17 protein-coding genes are annotated in these 16,254 nt (G+C 65.2%); 7 read left to right on the top strand and 10 right to left on the bottom strand.

Features of this window, described 5'->3' with window-relative positions:
• Positions 1-29 precede the first annotated feature (29 nt).
• A complete protein-coding gene (locus TP2_RS04205; RefSeq protein ID WP_038073891.1) occupies positions 30-1,751 on the top strand; it encodes a SulP family inorganic anion transporter in 1,722 nt (573 codons plus the stop codon).
• Between the two features lie 231 nt (positions 1,752-1,982).
• Here TP2_RS04205 and TP2_RS04200 read toward each other — a convergent pair whose 3' ends face one another.
• The 10 genes from TP2_RS04200 to TP2_RS04160 all read right to left on the bottom strand — a co-directional run bounded on the left by TP2_RS04200 (position 1,983) and on the right by TP2_RS04160 (position 7,922).
• A complete protein-coding gene (locus TP2_RS04200) occupies positions 1,983-2,288 on the bottom strand; it encodes a hypothetical protein (protein WP_051692170.1) in 306 nt (101 codons plus the stop codon).
• Between the two features lie 59 nt (positions 2,289-2,347).
• The gene (locus TP2_RS04195) at positions 2,348-2,689 is read right to left on the bottom strand and encodes a hypothetical protein (protein ID WP_038073889.1); all 342 of its coding nucleotides are present in this window, start codon (positions 2,687-2,689) and stop codon (positions 2,348-2,350) included.
• Positions 2,686-3,645: a DnaJ C-terminal domain-containing protein gene (locus TP2_RS04190; protein WP_038073886.1), complete on the bottom strand. Its 960-nt coding sequence runs from the start codon at positions 3,643-3,645 to the stop codon at positions 2,686-2,688. The genes TP2_RS04195 and TP2_RS04190 overlap by 4 nt, the downstream gene beginning before the upstream one ends.
• Before the next feature lie 33 nt (positions 3,646-3,678).
• Entirely contained in the window at positions 3,679-4,158 is a 480-nt protein-coding gene (locus tag TP2_RS04185; protein ID WP_038073977.1) for a phosphate-starvation-inducible PsiE family protein, read from the bottom strand.
• Positions 4,155-5,123: a PDZ domain-containing protein gene (locus tag TP2_RS04180; protein WP_051692169.1), complete on the bottom strand. Its 969-nt coding sequence runs from the start codon at positions 5,121-5,123 to the stop codon at positions 4,155-4,157. Before TP2_RS04180 ends, TP2_RS04185 begins: the two co-directional genes overlap by 4 nt.
• Positions 5,124-5,303 (bottom strand): hypothetical protein, encoded by a 180-nt coding sequence (locus TP2_RS17870; protein WP_051692168.1) that lies wholly within the window; start codon positions 5,301-5,303, stop codon positions 5,124-5,126.
• A gap of 63 nt (positions 5,304-5,366) precedes the next feature.
• Entirely contained in the window at positions 5,367-5,858 is a 492-nt protein-coding gene (locus tag TP2_RS04175) for an Hsp20/alpha crystallin family protein (protein ID WP_038073974.1), read from the bottom strand.
• 18 nt (positions 5,859-5,876) lie between these two features.
• Positions 5,877-6,275 (bottom strand): Hsp20/alpha crystallin family protein, encoded by a 399-nt coding sequence (locus TP2_RS04170; RefSeq protein WP_038073884.1) that lies wholly within the window; start codon positions 6,273-6,275, stop codon positions 5,877-5,879.
• A 15-nt stretch (positions 6,276-6,290) separates the two neighbouring features.
• Positions 6,291-6,719, bottom strand: a complete 429-nt coding sequence (locus TP2_RS04165) for an Hsp20/alpha crystallin family protein (protein WP_038073883.1) — start codon at positions 6,717-6,719, stop codon at positions 6,291-6,293.
• 267 nt (positions 6,720-6,986) lie between these two features.
• Positions 6,987-7,922 (bottom strand): zinc metalloprotease HtpX, encoded by a 936-nt coding sequence (locus TP2_RS04160; protein ID WP_038073972.1) that lies wholly within the window; start codon positions 7,920-7,922, stop codon positions 6,987-6,989.
• A gap of 172 nt (positions 7,923-8,094) precedes the next feature.
• On the opposite strand from TP2_RS04160, the gene ftsH reads away from it, so the two are divergent.
• From ftsH to TP2_RS04130, 6 genes are all read left to right on the top strand, one after another.
• Positions 8,095-9,927 (top strand): ATP-dependent zinc metalloprotease FtsH, encoded by a 1,833-nt coding sequence (ftsH, locus tag TP2_RS04155; protein WP_038073882.1) that lies wholly within the window; start codon positions 8,095-8,097, stop codon positions 9,925-9,927.
• Between the two features lie 70 nt (positions 9,928-9,997).
• Positions 9,998-12,913 carry an ATP-dependent Clp protease ATP-binding subunit gene (locus TP2_RS04150; protein WP_038073881.1) on the top strand — a complete coding sequence of 972 codons (2,916 nt, stop codon included), beginning with the start codon at positions 9,998-10,000 and terminating at the stop codon, positions 12,911-12,913.
• Positions 12,914-13,003: 90 nt separating this feature from the next.
• Positions 13,004-14,143 (top strand): RNA polymerase sigma factor, encoded by a 1,140-nt coding sequence (locus TP2_RS04145; protein WP_038073880.1) that lies wholly within the window; start codon positions 13,004-13,006, stop codon positions 14,141-14,143.
• Positions 14,140-14,724: an NADH dehydrogenase ubiquinone Fe-S protein 4 gene (locus TP2_RS04140; RefSeq protein WP_038073875.1), complete on the top strand. Its 585-nt coding sequence runs from the start codon at positions 14,140-14,142 to the stop codon at positions 14,722-14,724. The genes TP2_RS04145 and TP2_RS04140 overlap by 4 nt, the downstream gene beginning before the upstream one ends.
• Before the next feature lie 53 nt (positions 14,725-14,777).
• Positions 14,778-15,257: a bacterioferritin gene (locus TP2_RS04135; RefSeq protein ID WP_038073872.1), complete on the top strand. Its 480-nt coding sequence runs from the start codon at positions 14,778-14,780 to the stop codon at positions 15,255-15,257.
• Positions 15,254-16,189 (top strand): MBL fold metallo-hydrolase, encoded by a 936-nt coding sequence (locus TP2_RS04130; RefSeq protein ID WP_051692167.1) that lies wholly within the window; start codon positions 15,254-15,256, stop codon positions 16,187-16,189. Before TP2_RS04135 ends, TP2_RS04130 begins: the two co-directional genes overlap by 4 nt.
• The last annotated feature ends 65 nt before the right edge of the window (positions 16,190-16,254 follow it).

Here is a 16,254-nt window from a genome sequence, read left to right as displayed (position 1 = left end):
GCCGCAACCCATTCAAGGTGCGGCCCAAGATGAAAGACCAGACCAGACAGACCGGCGATACGCCCAGCTTCGCCGACCTCTACACCCCGAAACTCGTGACCGTCCTGCGCGAGGGTTATGGGCTGACGCAGCTGCGGGCGGATGCCATTGCCGGACTGACCGTCGCCATCGTGGCGCTGCCGCTTTCCATGGCGATCGCCATCGCCTCGGGCGCGACCCCGGCGCAGGGGCTCTACACCGCCATTGTCGGGGGGTTCCTTGTTTCCCTGCTCGGCGGATCGCGGTTCCAGATCGGCGGTCCTGCGGGTGCCTTCATCGTGCTGGTCGCGGCGACGGTCGCGCAGCACGGGATGGAAGGGCTGATCCTTGCGACCTTCCTCTCGGGGCTGATGCTGGCGGCCGTCGGCTTCCTGCGGCTTGGGACCTTCATCAAGTTCATTCCCTTCCCGGTCACGGTCGGCTTCACCGCGGGGATCGCTGTCATCATCTTCGCGAGCCAGATCAAGGAACTCTTCGGCCTGACGCTGGATCATGAACCGGGTGAGTTGCTCGAGAAGCTCCCGGCTTTGTGGGAGGCGCGCGCGAGCCTGACGCCCGCCGCGCTTCTCGTCTCGGCGGCGACGGTGGCGATCATCCTTGGCCTTCGCCGCTGGCGGCCGCATTGGCCGGGCATGCTGATGGCAGTGGGTGTCGCGGCCTTGGCGACAGCGCTGCTGACCCTGCCGGTGCAGACCATCGGCACGAAGTTCGGCGGTATCCCTTCGACCCTGCCGGCCCCAAGCCTGCCGGACCTGTCTGTCGAGAAGATCATGGCGGTTCTTCCGGCCGCGATCTCCTTCACGCTTCTGGGTGCCATCGAGTCGCTTCTGTCTGCCGTGGTCGCCGACGGCATGACCGGGCGTCGGCACCGCTCGAACTGCGAGCTTGTGGCGCAGGGCGCGGCCAATATCGGCTCGGCCCTCTTCGGCGGCTTCTGCGTCACCGGTACCATCGCTCGGACAGCGACGAACGTGCGTTCGGGCGCGCATGGGCCGGTCGCAGGCATGCTGCATGCAGTCTTCCTGCTGGTGTTCATGCTCATCGCCGCGCCGCTCGCCGCCTACATTCCGCTGGCGGCGCTCGCGGGCGTCCTGACCGTCGTCGCCTGGAACATGATCGAGAAGCCCGCCATCGCCATCCTGGTCCGCTCAGGTTCGGGCGAAGCGACGGTGCTGGCCGCGACCTTCTTCCTGACCATTTTCCGCGACCTGACCGAGGCTATCGTGGTCGGCTTCGCGCTCGGCTCGGTCCTCTTCATCCAGCGCATGAGCAAGACCACCGCCATCACCACCCACACGCCCTTCGTGGGCCGGGACGAGGCGGACAGCGCGCACCCCCGTGGCAGCTATGACGAAGAGGTCGCCGCGAATCCTGAGGTGGTGGTCTACCGCATCACCGGCGCGCTCTTCTTCGGCGCAACCGCCTCCATCGGCTCGGTGCTCGACCGCATCCAGGACAGCCACAAGGCGCTCATCGTGGACTTCTCGGCGGTACCCTTCCTCGACTCGACCGGCGCCAACATGATCGAGGGTCTCGCCCACAAGGCCCACAAGCGCGGCGTCGCGCTCTGGCTCACGGGCGCCAGCCGCGACATCCGACGGGCCTTCGTGACGCATGGCCTGAAACGGCCACTCGTGCACTACGCGGCCAGTATCGAGGAGGCGCTGGCGGCCATCACCGACGCTTCCGGCGAAGCGCGGGAGGTGGCGTGATGCCGGGCGCCGCACAGAAGCATCGCCCGAGTTGGAACCGCCATGACCGACCGAGCTTGATAGCCACGCCCCAATTGCCGAAGAAGCGACACCTACCGACGTGCGGAATCGTAAGCGACTCGCTTCAGTCCTCCAGAACGAACCTAACATCAGCTTTGTGACTCGGATCTGAGCTTACTACAGGAGCAGATGCGCCTGGGATCGAGCTTTTTCCGCTCGACGATCCATTCGTCAGTCGATGCGAACGTTAAAGAAAAGCAGCCTCGAGGCCGTGTTTCGTCGTTCTTGCAGCCGTGTTTTCGCTTGTTGAAGCGTTGCATGGGCGGATTGAAAACGCAGATAGGCGCGCTCGCTCTGCTCGACAAGCTGACGGATGCGGGAACCGGGCGCGCCGATCTCAGCGGGATTCGGCCTTTGGCGGGGCGGGAAATAGCCCCGCATTTGGCTTACGGCAGAAGCCCGCGCCCGTTCTGCTTCGATATATCTGCGATAGCTCACCGTAAGCAGGCGGCGGCAGGCCGCGAGGTCTTCGTCCATGGCATCCTCCCTTCCGTGCGCGTCCAAAGACAGCAGGTTACGACAGGACCGCGCTTGCGTCACTCCCCTTTGCGCAGGCCCTGCGCCCTGAGCCGCGCGGCCATGGCGCGGCGCACCTCCTCGGGCTGGTCAGCGAGCGCGTCGATCATCGCATGCAAGTGGCGCCGCGTCTCGTGCAGTTGGTCGATCAGGCCCAGCACGACCGGGACGGTGTCGGCGGGCAGCGCCATTTCCTTGCGCAGGTCGCACAGAAGCCGCAGGCGGGCGACGTCGATCTCGTCGAAGACCGGGCCGCTTTCGCCCATCGCGGGGCAGACCCAGCCTGCCTCGACCCAGATCTGCAGGTCGCGGCTGGACAGGCGCCGGACTTCGCGCAAAACCATCGTTTCGGTCAGTCTCATGTCATCCTCCTGAGCTCGGCGCGCGGGTCGAAGCGCTGGGTCTCGCGCCAGCGCCGCGCCAGTTCCTCGGCCTGGCTGTCGATCTTCTTGGGCAGGACGATCTTCAGTGTCACGATCTGGTCGCCCGCCTTGCCCTTGGTCGGCGCAATCCCCTTGCCGCGCAGTCGCAGCTTGCGCCCAGACGAGGCGCCCTGCGGGATCGTCACAAAGACCGACCCCGAAACCGTAGGCACCTCGACCTTGCCGCCCAGAACCGCCTCGTCGAAGGTGATCGGCAGCTCCATCTCGATGTCGTCGCCCGTGCGGGTGAAGACCGGATGCGGCCGGACCGAGACCGTAACATAAGCATCGCCTGGCCCGCCCTGGCCATGACCGGGCGCGCCCTTGCCGCGCAGGCGCAGGGTCTGGCCGTCCTTCAGCCCTGCGGGGATCGTCAGCTCGATCGTGTTGCCGTCGGGCATGGTCACACGGCGCTTCGTGCCGCGCGCGGCGTCGAGGAACTCCACCTCGAGGTGATAGCGCAGATCTTGGCCGCGGGCGTGAAATTCCTGCCCGAAGCCACCCGGGCCCGCCCGACCGCCGCGTGCACCGAAGATGTGCGAGAAGATGTCCGACAGATCCTCGTCCGACATGCCGCCCGTCTCGAAGTGGAAGCCGCCCCCGCCGGGATCATAGCGGCGGCCGGCGTCCTGCCCCGCATACTGATGATAATACTGCCGTTCGGGCCGCTCCTGTCCGTCGGCGTCGATCTCGCCCGCGTCAAAACGCCGGCGCTTCTCGGGGTCGCCCAGAAGGTCATAGGCATGCGAGACCGCCTTGAACCGCTCCTGCTTGACCGCATCGTCCGGATTCAGGTCCGGGTGCAACTCCTTGGCGAGCTTGCGATAGGCCTTTTTGATCTCGGCTTGGGTGGCGGTCTTGGCAACGCCAAGGGTCTTGTAGGGATCTTCTGTCATCGCATGGCTTCTTTCACTTCGTATTCCCCTGACTCAGAGGTCTTGGGATTCCGACCTTTCCCGCATGTCCTGATCGCGAACCAGCCAGTAGACCACGCCAAGCGCGAGCACGGTGGCGGCAAGCGCCCCGATCTTGGATGCCTCCGTCTCAGAGAGGTCAAGAATGATGAACTTGCGCACGATGGCAAGAAGCGCGATCAGAATGATGCTGCGGGCCTGCACCACACCGAAACGGCGCTCAACGGCGACCAGCAGAGACCGCTTGAACTCGAGCGCGATAACGACGGTAAAGATCATCCCGAAAACGGCTTGGAACGTCCTGTAGTCCAGCGGGTCGAGCCCTCCGAGGAGCAGGCGAAGGCCGACCTCGCGAATAAGTTGCCAGAGCGCCGAGACTATGACGATCATGATGATGCCCGTGAGCACCACGATCGCCGCCTGCTCGAACCGTTCGTAGAGCGTCATTGCGCTCCAGTCTTCCCGGATTTTCGGCCGCGTTTCGGTCTGTTTCATCTGCTGCTCCATCGATTAATCGGCCCCGACCCCGCGATCGGGCCAGGTCGGAGCCGGTTGGTGGTCGTTGCCGCCTGCTCGAACGCGCGGTCGATGTCGCGCGTCGTCTTTGCCAACTGGCGGTGCACGGCGGTGATCACGTCGCCCGGCTCGCGCCCGGCCCGCGCCGCGCGGCTGCCGGGCAGAACTTCGGCAACCACAACGCCCTGCGCCTCGCCCCAGGCGGGATGCGACCGGTCGAGGGGCGCAAACCGCACCCTGCCGAGCGCATCGCCGTCGCCGCGGTTTCGCGCGGCTGGACCCTGTTCTGCCCCGCGGGTCAGCACGACCTGCGCGGTCAGATGCTCGCCGTCGTGGATATAACCGATCTTGACCCTGTCACCCGGACGGCGCAGGCCAATCTTCTGGCGCAGGTCGGGCGAGCCCTCTACCGTCTCGCCGTTCACAGCCACGACAACATCGCCAGCCCCTAGCCCTACGTCATCGGCCGGCGTGCCCGGCTCGACCGGGCTCACGGTGCCCCCTGTCACTGTTCCCGCGCCAAGCGCCTGCGCCAGATCCGGCGTCATATCCTGGATAAGCACGCGGAGCCGCCAGCGCTGCAACTCACCAAACTCGAGCGGTTGGTCCTTGACCGCGGGCGCCATGTTGATCGGCACGGCGAAGCCAATGCCGACGAGCTTGCCATCCAGCTTGATGAGCGCGCCGCGCGAGTTGCTTGGATTGATCGACGCGTCGGTCTGGATGAAATCCTCGTAGCCCTCGGGGTTGATACCCGAGTGCCCAAGCGCCGAGACGATACCGCTGGTCACCGTCTGGTCGACGCCGAAGGGATTGCCGATGGCCACCACGAAATCGTCCACCAGAAGATCCTCGGAATTTCCGAGCGCTACCTCGGTGAGGTTATTGGCCTCGCTCCTGAGCACGGCGTTGTCGTTGGCCGGATCGCGAAACAGCGGCGTCATTCACGCGGGCCGTTCCGAAACCACCGCGATGTCGACCACCGCATCGTCGACCGAGTCGATGAGCGGCGCGATGGTCGGAATGCCGCGCGGATCCGCTTCGGCACTCACAACCTGAGCGGCCGTCGGGCCTGAAAGGATGCCGATCGGATAAATAAATATTAGGGCGAGTCTTGCCAGCATGTCATCTCTTTTTCGGGGAAAAGGCGCCGCCGGGTTATCCCGCGGCGGCGCCGTGACACGCCCTCAGGCGCCCTTGACCTCGATGCGCTTGACCTTGGCTTGGGCTTCGGGTGTCTGCGGCAGACGGATCGTCAGCACGCCGTCCTTGAAACTCGCCTCGGCCTTCTCGCCATCGACGCCGGGCGGCAGCGGAATCGTGCGGTAAATCGCGCCATAGCTGCGCTCGGAGAGGTAGTAGCCCTTCTTCTCCTCCTGCCGCTCGATCTTCTTCTCGCCCTTGACGGTCAGCATGTCGTCGCTGACAGACACCTCGATGTCCTTCATCTCCATGCCGGGCAGTTCGATCGACACCTCGACCGCATCCTTGGTCTCGACCACGTCCGAGCGGGCCTCACCGCTGCCCCAAGGCCAGTCGAGATCGCCGACGCGGTTCCAGAAGCCTTCGAACAGACGGTTCATGTCGCGCTGAAGCGTAGCGATTGGGTTCTGCTCGCCGCTCTTCGGTTCGGGCGCGCGATCCTTGTGCGCCCAGGGGATCAGGTCCTTGATCTGCATATCCATTCCTCCTTCTGGTCAGGACGCCTTGACGGCGATCTTCTTCGGCTTGGTCTCGGCCGCGCGCGGCAGCGAGAGCGTCAGCACGCCGTGCGAGACCGATGCCTCGATCCTTTCGGGGTCGAAATCCTCCGACAGGGTGAAGGATCGCTCGTAATCGCCCTCGCCATATTCGGCATAGGCCAGTTGCAGCTTTTCGGTGCTGGTGGGCCGCACCTTGCCGCGGATCGTCAGCACGCGCTTTTCCAGAGTGACATCCACGTCATCGGGGACAACACCCGGCATCTCGAGCATCAGCGTCACGCCCTCGTCTGTCTCGACGATATCGGCCAGCGGCTGATAGATGTGCCCGCCGGTGGTGGTCTCGGGCGTCTCGGCCGGGGTCTTCTCGGCAGTTTTAGTAACTTCGGTGGTCATGTCGAACTCCTCCTATCAGGCGGCCTTGATCGCAATCTTCTTCGGCTTGTCCTCTTCCGGCCGGCCGACGACGATACGCAGCACGCCATCGGTCATCCGCGCCTCGACCTTGTCGTCGGAGGCGGCGAAGGGCAGACGGACGGCACGGCTGAACTTGCCATAGCCGCGTTCGTTGCGGTGCCAGCGGGCCCCTTCGGGAAGGTCCGGCGCCTTGCGCTCGCCCGAAAGGGTCAGCACGTTGTCCTTTACATGGATGTCGATATCGGCCGGATCGACGCCGGGCAGTTCGGCGGTGATCGCCACGGCCTCGTCGTTCTGCCAGATATTCACCGCCGGAAAGGCGGGTCGGGCCGAGACCATCGGCGCGAAAAGGTCGGCGTCGCGCATCATGGAGCGCATCAGCGAAAAGGGATCGCTGCGCCGTGCGAAAGTGGGATAGAGCATGTCTCGCCTCCTTCATAGCCAGTCAATGACGCGAACAGGCCGCGTCAGATCGGGCGCCCGAGGAGCCGGACACGTTGAAAGGTCCGCCGAATGATCGGCGTTCGATTGTGGTCGCGTTCCCGATTCACTCCCGAACTGGCGAGCGATCGGTGGTCCGCTCTTGCAGCCGAACCTCTCTGCGTATCCTTGAAACCCCAATCGGGCGTCTCCAGTCCCAAAAAGGAAGGTTTCGCGGCCGTTTCAAGAGGGGGGCGGCGAAATTTTCGCTCAGCGCCAGACACCCCAGGGCCCGAAGCGCGGCGCCTCGACCCGACCGGCCTGCGGCACGCGCAGCGCCGTCTCGGGATGCGGCGGCCGACGCGGCGCTTCGAGCGCGCGCAGCCGCCGCACGCGCTCTTCGGTCGGCGGATGGGTGCGCAGCAGCGAGGGCACGGGGATGCGGCGGCCGGGCAGGATCATCTCTTCCCAAAACCGCCCCGCGCTGCGTTCGAGCTTGAGAAGCGCCGAGGCCAGTCCCTCCGGATCGCCGCTCAGCCGCGCGCCGCCCAGATCGGCGTCGTATTCCCGCGTCCGCGACAGCGCGAGTTGCAAGAGCGCCATGATCGTGGGCGAGAAGATCAGCAGAAGCGGCACCTCCCAAGGCACATAGGCCGCGCCCATCAGGATCAGCGGCAGGTTCAGAAGCAGGATAACCTGGCCGAACCAGGAGGCCAGCGAAACCGCCCGCGACATCGCATCGGCGAGCCCCATGATCCACAGGTCGCGATTGGCGACATGGGCGATCTCATGGGCCAGCACGCCGGCCAGCTCGCGGCGGTTGAGCAAACGCAGCAGCCCGTCGCTGACGCAGACCACGCTGTCTTCCGGGTTGCCCATGGCAAAGGCGTTGGGCAGCGCGCTGGGGATGTAGTAGAGTTCCGGCACCCGCGGCAATCCCGCCCGGCGCGCCAGCTCGCCCAGGATCGCCAGCCCCTCGGGAAAGTCGCGCCCGGTCAGGCGGCGGGCGCGATAGGCGCGGATCAGGATCTGTTTCGACATCCCCGGCGCCAGCAGGAGCCCACCCAGCGAGCCCAGAACGATGGCCAGCGCCAGATCGGGGCCGACGATGGCATTGAGCGCGACCCAGCCGATGGCGCCCATTCCCGCCAGCAGCAGGACAGACTGGGCAAGGTTGATGAACCGGTGGCGGGGCTTGAACGTCATCTCGGCCGGGCCTTTCATCGGGGTCAGTCGCCCGTAGATAGCCGAAGGGCCGGACGGTTTCGACCCCTGGAATGATCCCGTCCCCGAAAAACGAGGTGGGGCGCGACTATGATCTGGCGGTGCGCCGACAACGCATTAAGCTGTTCGCGGGTTGGAACCTAACAGGTGAGAAATGGAAAAGAAGACCGAATACAACATCTGGTATTGGGTGGTGGCTTTCATCGCCGTGCTGTTCCTCCAGAACCTGATCGCGAGCTGGCAATCCGTCGCACCGATCAACTTCAGCCAGTTCCAGACCTATCTCGAGGACGGCAATATCGAGTCGGTCACCGTGGGGCGCGACACGATCGCGGGGCGGTTCAAGACCCCGGTGGACGGCAAGAAGGACTTCGTGACCACCATCGTCGATCCCTCAATCCTGCAACTGATCGACAAGAAGGGGGTCGAAATCACCGGCGTGCCGCAGAACACGTTCCTCGGCACGCTGATTTCCTGGGTGGCGCCAGCGCTCGTCTTCTTCGGCGTCTGGATGCTGCTGTTCCGCAAGTTCGCCGACAGGCAGGGCTTCGGCGGGTTCATGCAGGTCGGCAAGTCCAAGGCCAGGGTCTATATGGAGAAGGAGACCGGCGTCAGCTTCGCCGATGTGGCCGGCGTGGACGAGGCCAAGGCCGAGCTCGAGGAGGTGGTGGAGTTCCTCAGGAACCCCGCCGAATACGGCAAGCTCGGCGCGCGCATCCCCAAGGGCATATTGCTGGTCGGCCCTCCCGGCACCGGCAAGACGCTTCTGGCGCGCGCGGTGGCGGGCGAGGCGGGCGTGACCTTCTTCTCGATCTCGGGCTCGGAATTCGTCGAGATGTTCGTGGGCGTCGGTGCCGCGCGGGTGCGCGACCTGTTCGAACAGGCCCGGAAATCCGCCCCGGCGATCATCTTCATCGACGAGCTCGACGCGCTCGGGCGGGCGCGAGCGGCCGGGCAGGTCGCCGGTGGCCATGACGAGCGCGAGCAGACGCTGAACCAGCTTCTGACCGAGCTCGACGGGTTCGACCCGTCGGCCGGCATCGTTCTGCTGGCGGCCACCAACCGGCCCGAGATCCTCGACCCGGCACTCCTGCGCGCGGGTCGCTTCGACCGGCAGGTGCTGGTGGACAAGCCCGACAAGACGGGCCGCGTGCAGATCCTCAATGTGCACATGAAGAAGGTCACCCTCGCCCCGGACGTCGACGCCGAGAAGGTCGCGGCGCTGACGCCCGGCTTTTCCGGGGCGGATCTGGCCAATCTCGTCAACGAAGCCGCCCTTCTGGCCACCCGCCGCAAGGCGGCGGCCGTGGGCATGGAGGATTTCACCAATGCCGTCGAGCGCATCGTCGCGGGGCTGGAGAAGAAGAACCGCCTCCTGAACCCGCGCGAACGCGAGATCGTGGCCCATCACGAGATGGGCCACGCACTGGTGGCGATGGCGCTGCCGGGGGTGGATCCGGTGCACAAGGTCTCGATCATCCCGCGCGGGATCGGCGCGCTCGGCTACACCATCCAGCGCCCGACCGAGGACCGCTTCCTGATGACCCGCGAGGAGCTGGAGAACAAGATCGCCGTGCTTCTGGGCGGGCGCGCGGCCGAGAAGGTGATCTACGATCATCTCTCGACCGGGGCTGCGGACGATCTGGTGAAGGCCACCGACATCGCCCGCGCGATGGTGGCGCGCTACGGGATGGACCCCGATCTGGGTCATGTGAGTTACGACAGCGAGCGACCGGGCTTTCTTGGCACCGGCGATCAGTCGTCCTGGCTCAACCGCCGCTACAGCGACGCCACTGCCGAGCGGATGGACGCGAAGGTGCGCGACATCGTCGATGGGGTCTTCGAGCGCACGGTGGCGTTGCTGACGGCGAACCGCGCCCTGCTGGACGAGACCGCGCAGCGACTGCTGGAGAAGGAGACGCTGGACGAGACCGACCTTGCGGAGGTTCAGGGCAAGGTCCAACCGGCCCGGGACAAGGCGGTTTGATACAGGTCATATCCACGTCACGCACTTCAATGTGTAGTCGTGACAATTTCAACTTGAAGGAGCCCAAAAAATGGCGAACGGAAAATGCGATATCTGCGGCCGCCCGGCGACGGCGCGCGTGCGGGCCTCGATCAACGGCAAGACGCAGGACATGGAGCTTTGCGACCAGCATTACCGCGAGATGGTGCGCCGGTCGGGCCGCAGCGCCTCGCCGCTCGAATCGCTGTTCGGGCGGTCTTCGCTGTTTGACGAGTTCTTTGGCGACAGCGGCTTTGGCAGCCTCTTCGGGGACAGCCCGATGCGGGGCCGCTCTGTGGGCGCGACGGATACCGCTGGCGACGTTGGGGATGACGATGTGGTGGACGCGACCTTCGGCGGCGAAGCGCCGCGCCGCGGAGCACGCCGGGGCGGCGGCGGGCAGACGATCGCCGACCGGTTGAGCGAACAGGGCAACAAGCTGTTGCAGGCGGCGGCGCAGAAGGCGGGCGAGTTCGGTCGCAACGAGGTGGATACCGAACATCTGCTGCTGGCGCTGACAACGTCGGATGTCGTGCGCACGATCCTGGAGCAGTTCAAGGTCGATGCGGATGATCTTGCCCGCCAGATCGAGAAAGAGGCCAAACACGGCGAGGGCAAGGCCGAGGGCGAGATCGGTGTCAGCCCGCGTCTCAAGGACGCGCTGAACCGCGCCTTCATCGCCTCGAACGAGCTTGGCCATTCCTATGTCGGGCCGGAACATCTGCTGATCGGGCTCGCCGAAGAGGGCGAAGGCCTCGCGGCGGCGATGCTGCGCAAGCTGGGGCTGACGCCGCAGGCGCTGCGCCAGCAGGTGACTAAGGTGGTCGGCAAGGGTGCCGAGGAAGGCCGCGTCGAGACTCCATCGAACACCCCCGATCTCGACCAGTTCAGCCGCGACCTCACCAAGGCCGCGCGCGAGGGCAAGCTCGATCCGGTGATTGGTCGCGCCCGCGAGATCGAGACGACGATCGAGGTTCTTGCGCGGCGCAAGAAGAACAACCCCGTGCTGATCGGCGAGCCGGGCGTGGGCAAGACCGCCATCATCGAGGGGCTCGCCCAGCGGATCGTGGCCGGCGAGGTGCCCGAGGCCCTGCGCGACAAGCGGCTGGTTGAACTGAACATCAACTCGATGGTCGCAGGGTCCAAGTATCGCGGCGAGTTCGAGGAGCGCGTGCAGAAGATCCTCAAGGAGATAACCGAGGAGAAAGACAACCTCATTCTCTTCATCGACGAGATCCACACCATCGTCGGCGCCGGCCAGGGCGGCGGCGAGGGCGGACTTGACATCGCCAACACGTTCAAGCCGGCGTTGGCGCGCGGCGAGTTGAACCTGATTGGCGCAACAACGCTCAACGAATACCAGAAATACATCGAGAAGGACGCCGCACTCGAACGCCGCTTCCAGCCGGTCTATGTGGACGAGCCCACGGTCGCACAGACGATCATGATTCTGCGCGGGCTGCGCGACACGCTCGAAAGCCACCACAAGGTGACGATCACCGACGAGGCGATCATCGCCGCCGCGGAGCTTTCGGATCGCTATATCACCGGTCGCTTCATGCCCGACAAGGCGATCGACCTGATCGACCAGGCCGCGGCGCGGGTGAAGATCTCGGCCACTGCGCGGCCCGTGGACGTGCAGGAGCTCGAAGCCGAGGTCGCGCAGATCAGGCGCGAACAGGACTATGCCGCCGCGCGCAAGCAATTCGACCGGGCGGCCGAGCTGAAGAAGGAACTGGAGGCTAGGCAGACGGAGCTCGACGAGCTGCTGGAGGTCTGGAAACGCGACCAGGCTTCGGCAACCGCCGAGGTGCGCGCCGATCACGTCGCCCAGATCGTCTCGAAGATCACCGGGGTTCCGGTCACCGAACTGACCACCGAGGAGAAGGACAAGCTCCTCAAGCTCGAAGACAAGCTGCACGAGCGCGTCATCGGCCAGGAAGAAGCGATCCACGCCGTGGCCGATGCGGTGCGTCTCGCGCGCGCGGGTCTGCGCGAAGGCTCCGGTCCGACTGCGACCTTCCTCTTCCTCGGGCCGACCGGCGTCGGCAAGACGGAACTGGCCAAGACGCTGGCCGAGGTGATCTTCGGTGATCAGGATGCGCTTCTCAGGATCGACATGTCGGAATATGGCGAGCGTCACGCGGTGGCACGGTTGGTCGGCGCGCCTCCGGGCTATGTCGGCTATGACGAGGGGGGGCAGCTGACAGAAAAGGTCCGCCGCCGGCCCTATTCGGTGGTGCTGCTCGACGAGATCGAGAAGGCGCATCCAGATGTCTACAACATCCTGCTTCAGGTGTTCGACGACGGGCGTCTGACCGACGGGAAGGGCCGCGTGGTGGACTTCACCAACACGATCATCATCGCCACCTCGAACCTCGGTTCGGACATCATCCAGCGCAACCTACAGAAGCGCGGCACGAAGGAGTTCGACGAGGCAAAGCAGAAATCCGAACTGATGGACGTGCTACGCGGCCATTTCCGGCCCGAATTCATCAACCGGATCGACGAGATCATCGTCTTCCACTCGCTGAACCAGTCGGAGATCCGCCAGATCGTCGAATTGCAGTTGAACCGGGTGAAACGCACCGCGATGACCCAGGGCGTCGAGCTCGAATTCGACACCAGCGTGGTCGATCATTTCGGTGCCGTCGGCTTCCGCCCCGAATTCGGCGCCCGCGAGCTGCGCCGGCTGATCCGGTCGGAGCTGGAGACCGAGTTGGCCCGCGAGATGCTCTCGGGGCGGATCGAGGATGGTGACAAGGTCCGCGTCGCCTGGTCGGCGGACGAGCAAAAGGTCGTGTTCGAAAAGATCGCTCGGGATGCCGGCAAGGCGGACGAGGCTTCGGACGACAGCGCCGACGTCAAGGCTGAAAAGCCCCGCCAGAAAGGCGGCAAGAAGGTGAAAGAGGAGTCGGGCGAGGCCGGCGACGATGGCGACAAGGGCGAAGGAGAAGCGGCGGAATAAGCCTCGCCCTGAAATCGCAGGACAGCGGCCGGGCGCGTGGATCATCGCGCCCGGCCATTCGATGCAGGATAAAATCGGAAGGAGAACGGCATGAAAGTCGCACAGGCATTTCGCAATCTCGACCGCCACGGGCAGCAGCGTGCGCCCGAGGTCATCCAGGAGGAGGTACGCCAGCTCGCGCCGCATCTCGCGCGCTTTTCCGAGGATCTTGTCCGGCTCGACGTGAGCGCCTCGCAGACGAAGGGCAAGACCCGCATCCATGTCAGCCTGCGCCTGCAACTGCCCTCTGGCGTGATCGCGGCCCATGAGGACGGGTTCGAGATCGAGCCTGTCCTGCGCAAGGCCTTTGCCGACCTGCGCCACCGGGTCGACCGGCATGTGGGGCGCCTCAAGCACGAGCACCAGGTCAAGCGCCCTGCCCGCCGCCGCCGGATCGGCGCCCCCCTTCCCCCGGTGCGCGATGCTGCCGAGGCGGAACGGCGCGCGTTGTTCTTCGACCTGATCGAGGATCACCTCGATGCGGTCTATGACACGGTGCGGCGCGAGTTGACCTATCTCGAATGCAGCGGAGAGGTTCCCGAAGGCTATCTGAGTGTGCGGTCGCTGGTCGATGCGACGATCCTCAAGGGGCTGTCCCTCTTCGAGGATCGGCCCTCGGAATTCTCGGTTGGCGACTGGCTGAAACGTCTGGCCTTCGAGACCATCGGGGAAGAAGCCCGCGCCGCCCGACGCGCGGTGCCGCAGGATGCGGCCTCGCTCGACGCCGCACCCGAGGCCCCGGCGGAGGAGCCGACCGAAGCGGATCAGGAGATGTTCGAGTTCTACCAGCCCGACGACATGCTGCTGCTCGAGGAACTCGTGGCCGACGAAACGGGGGAAGACCCGGAAGCGGCCGCCGCCAGCCAGGAAAGCGCGCAGGCCCTGCATCGGGCGATCGCCGCTCTTCCCGCGCTCTGGCGCAGGGTTGTCGCCCTGGTCGATCTGGACGACACGCCCGCCGAGCGCGCCGCGGCGATTCTCGGCATTCCCGAGGATGAGGTGACACGCACTGTCGCGGCGGCGCATAGCTACCTGCGCGAAAAGCTGGGCGACGCCGGTCATTCCTCCGACCGCGCGGGGGCGACGCTCGCCGCCGTGCGGAAGATGACCGCACGCCTGCCCTTGCCGATCGAAGACCGCAGTCGGATCGAGACCGCGCTGTCCGTCGAGAGAGAGGGAGAAACGTCATGATGCACGGCCACAACCGCCCGCCCTTCGCGCCGAAGATTCCCGGCACCGATCAGCGCTCGTGGGACGTGCCGACGGCGATCATCTATCGCCCGGCGCGCTCCGCGATGACATCGGCGCCCCGGCCGAATTACTGGGTCCTTGAGTTCGAGCCATCGCGGCGGCCCGAGATCGACCCGCTGATGGGCTACACCTCCAGCGACGACGCCTATCGCCCGATCCGACTGAAATTCCCCGACCGCGATAGCGCCGTGGACTTCGCCGAGCGGCAGGACTGGGCTTATGTCGTGCGTGCGGACGCCCCGCGCCGCGCCGCGCCCAACCCCTGGCGGGGGCAGGAACGGCACCGGCTCTACAAGGGGGCCGATGCGCCGGGGGCCTTTCGGATTCCCTCCGGCACGGGTCAGGGGCATTCGGACCACCGCCTGCGCAAGGCGGCCGATCAGGATGGCGCGCGCGATCTGTCCGGGACCGATGATCGCCCGCTCGATCCGGTCCTTGAGGCCGATCTCGAATCCTTCCCCGCCTCCGATCCCCCGGCATGGACGGGGGTGACCGTCGCGGCGGGGCGGCACAAGACGTGACGCCCCGCCTGCGGAGCTGAGACTTTACCATAACCCAACCGAGGAGAGACGGAATGTCCAACGCCAAGACAATCGAGAACCTGAACAAGGCGCTCAAGATGGAGATCAGCGCCACACACCAGTATCAGCTTCATGCCCATGTCCTCGAGGACTGGGGCCTTGTCGGTCTCGCCGCGCAGATGCGTGAGGAACAGACCGAGGAAACCGGCCATTCCGACCGTTTTCTGGAGCGGATCCTGTTTCTCAAGGGTGAGCCCGACGTGGCTTTCGACAAACCTCCGGTTCGGGCAAAGACCCTGCGCGAGATGTTCGAAGCCGACCTCAAGGACGAGGAAGAGGCGATTGCCTTCTACAGCCAGGCGGCACGCGCCGCGGCAGAGGAAAACGACATCGGATCGCGAATGCTGTTCGAGGAAATCGTGCTCGACGAGGAAGGGCACAAGGCCTGGCTGGAGTTGCAGCTCGACCTCATCGACAGGCTTGGCGAGGCCAGTTACAGCCTGCGGTTTCTGGAAGAGGCAGATGCGCAATGACACATGACGGATCGGAGGCCAGCGACGGCCCTGGGGACATCCTCTACCGCGTCTCGCCCTCGCGCGGGGCTGGAAGCCCCGAAGTGGTGGGGTTCTATGAGCCCGATACGGGCAGCTGCCAATACATCTGCATAGACACGCCGACAAGAAAATGCGTCCTCATCGACGTCGTTCAGCAATTTGACCCACGGTCGTTCTCGACCCGGTTCGATCATGCCGGATGGGCGCTGAAATATGTGCGCGAACGGGGGCTGGAGATCGAATGGATTCTCGATACCCATCCCCATGCCGACCACCTCATGGCCGCGGCATGGCTTAAGCAGCAGACTGGCGCCCCCACGGCGATCGGCGAAAAGGTGCGCGACATAGCCGTTCTGTGGCGTGATATCTACAACCTGCCCGACGCCTTCCCGGTGGAACCGGATTTCGACCGGCTCCTGACGGACGGGGACAATTTCAGGATCGGCGATGTCAGCGTAGCGGTGATGCTCTCGCCCGGTCACACTCTGGGCTCTATTACCTATGTCGCAGGCGATGCCATCTTCGCGCATGACACGCTGATGCAGCCCGATGCCGGCACGTCGCGGGCAGACTTCCCCGGCGGTTCGGCCGCTCAGCTCTACGACAGCATCGCGGCGATACTCGATCATCCCGACGATCACCGGGTCTTCATTGGCCACGATTATGGCACCGCGGACCGGCACGCGCCGGAATGGAAAAGCACGGTGGGGGAGCAGAAGGCGCGGAATATCCATGTGGGCGGGAACGTCTCGAAGGCCGCGTATATCGCCAAGCGTGAGGCGCGCGACCGAACGCTGCCCCTGCCCGACCGGATGCTCGCCGCGCTTCAGGTTAACCTCCGGGGCGGGCAACTGCCCGAACCGGAGGCGGATGGCCACAGCTACTTCAAGATTCCGGCGAACAGGTTCTGACAGAAGTGCGGTGGCATGATCCCCAATCTCGACGGCGGTGCATGACGATTTCCGCCCATCATCGT

Source organism: Thioclava pacifica DSM 10166 (assembly GCF_000714535.1).
GTDB classification, from domain to species: domain Bacteria; phylum Pseudomonadota; class Alphaproteobacteria; order Rhodobacterales; family Rhodobacteraceae; genus Thioclava; species Thioclava pacifica.
The sequence above is the reverse complement of the archived record's forward strand: the minus strand, read 5'-3'. Positions and strand labels throughout refer to the sequence as shown.

Excerpts from the sequence above, each read along its gene's own strand:
- TP2_RS04190 (WP_038073886.1), bottom strand. The coding sequence starts at position 3,645 with ATGACAGAAGATCCCTACAAGACCCTTGGCGTTGCCAAGACCGCCACC.
- TP2_RS04205 (WP_038073891.1), top strand. The coding sequence starts at position 30 with ATGAAAGACCAGACCAGACAGACCGGCGATACGCCCAGCTTCGCCGAC.
- TP2_RS17870 (WP_051692168.1), bottom strand. The coding sequence starts at position 5,303 with ATGCTGGCAAGACTCGCCCTAATATTTATTTATCCGATCGGCATCCTT.
- TP2_RS04170 (WP_038073884.1), bottom strand. The coding sequence starts at position 6,275 with ATGACCACCGAAGTTACTAAAACTGCCGAGAAGACCCCGGCCGAGACG.
- TP2_RS04185 (WP_038073977.1), bottom strand. The coding sequence starts at position 4,158 with ATGAAACAGACCGAAACGCGGCCGAAAATCCGGGAAGACTGGAGCGCA.
- TP2_RS04200 (WP_051692170.1), bottom strand. The coding sequence starts at position 2,288 with ATGGACGAAGACCTCGCGGCCTGCCGCCGCCTGCTTACGGTGAGCTAT.
- TP2_RS04135 (WP_038073872.1), top strand. The coding sequence starts at position 14,778 with ATGTCCAACGCCAAGACAATCGAGAACCTGAACAAGGCGCTCAAGATG.
- ftsH (WP_038073882.1), top strand. The coding sequence starts at position 8,095 with ATGGAAAAGAAGACCGAATACAACATCTGGTATTGGGTGGTGGCTTTC.
- TP2_RS04180 (WP_051692169.1), bottom strand. The coding sequence starts at position 5,123 with ATGACGCCGCTGTTTCGCGATCCGGCCAACGACAACGCCGTGCTCAGG.
- TP2_RS04140 (WP_038073875.1), top strand. The coding sequence starts at position 14,140 with ATGATGCACGGCCACAACCGCCCGCCCTTCGCGCCGAAGATTCCCGGC.
- TP2_RS04175 (WP_038073974.1), bottom strand. The coding sequence starts at position 5,858 with ATGCAGATCAAGGACCTGATCCCCTGGGCGCACAAGGATCGCGCGCCC.
- TP2_RS04165 (WP_038073883.1), bottom strand. The coding sequence starts at position 6,719 with ATGCTCTATCCCACTTTCGCACGGCGCAGCGATCCCTTTTCGCTGATG.
- TP2_RS04130 (WP_051692167.1), top strand. The coding sequence starts at position 15,254 with ATGACACATGACGGATCGGAGGCCAGCGACGGCCCTGGGGACATCCTC.
- TP2_RS04150 (WP_038073881.1), top strand. The coding sequence starts at position 9,998 with ATGGCGAACGGAAAATGCGATATCTGCGGCCGCCCGGCGACGGCGCGC.
- TP2_RS04145 (WP_038073880.1), top strand. The coding sequence starts at position 13,004 with ATGAAAGTCGCACAGGCATTTCGCAATCTCGACCGCCACGGGCAGCAG.
- TP2_RS04160 (WP_038073972.1), bottom strand. The coding sequence starts at position 7,922 with ATGACGTTCAAGCCCCGCCACCGGTTCATCAACCTTGCCCAGTCTGTC.
- TP2_RS04195 (WP_038073889.1), bottom strand. The coding sequence starts at position 2,689 with ATGAGACTGACCGAAACGATGGTTTTGCGCGAAGTCCGGCGCCTGTCC.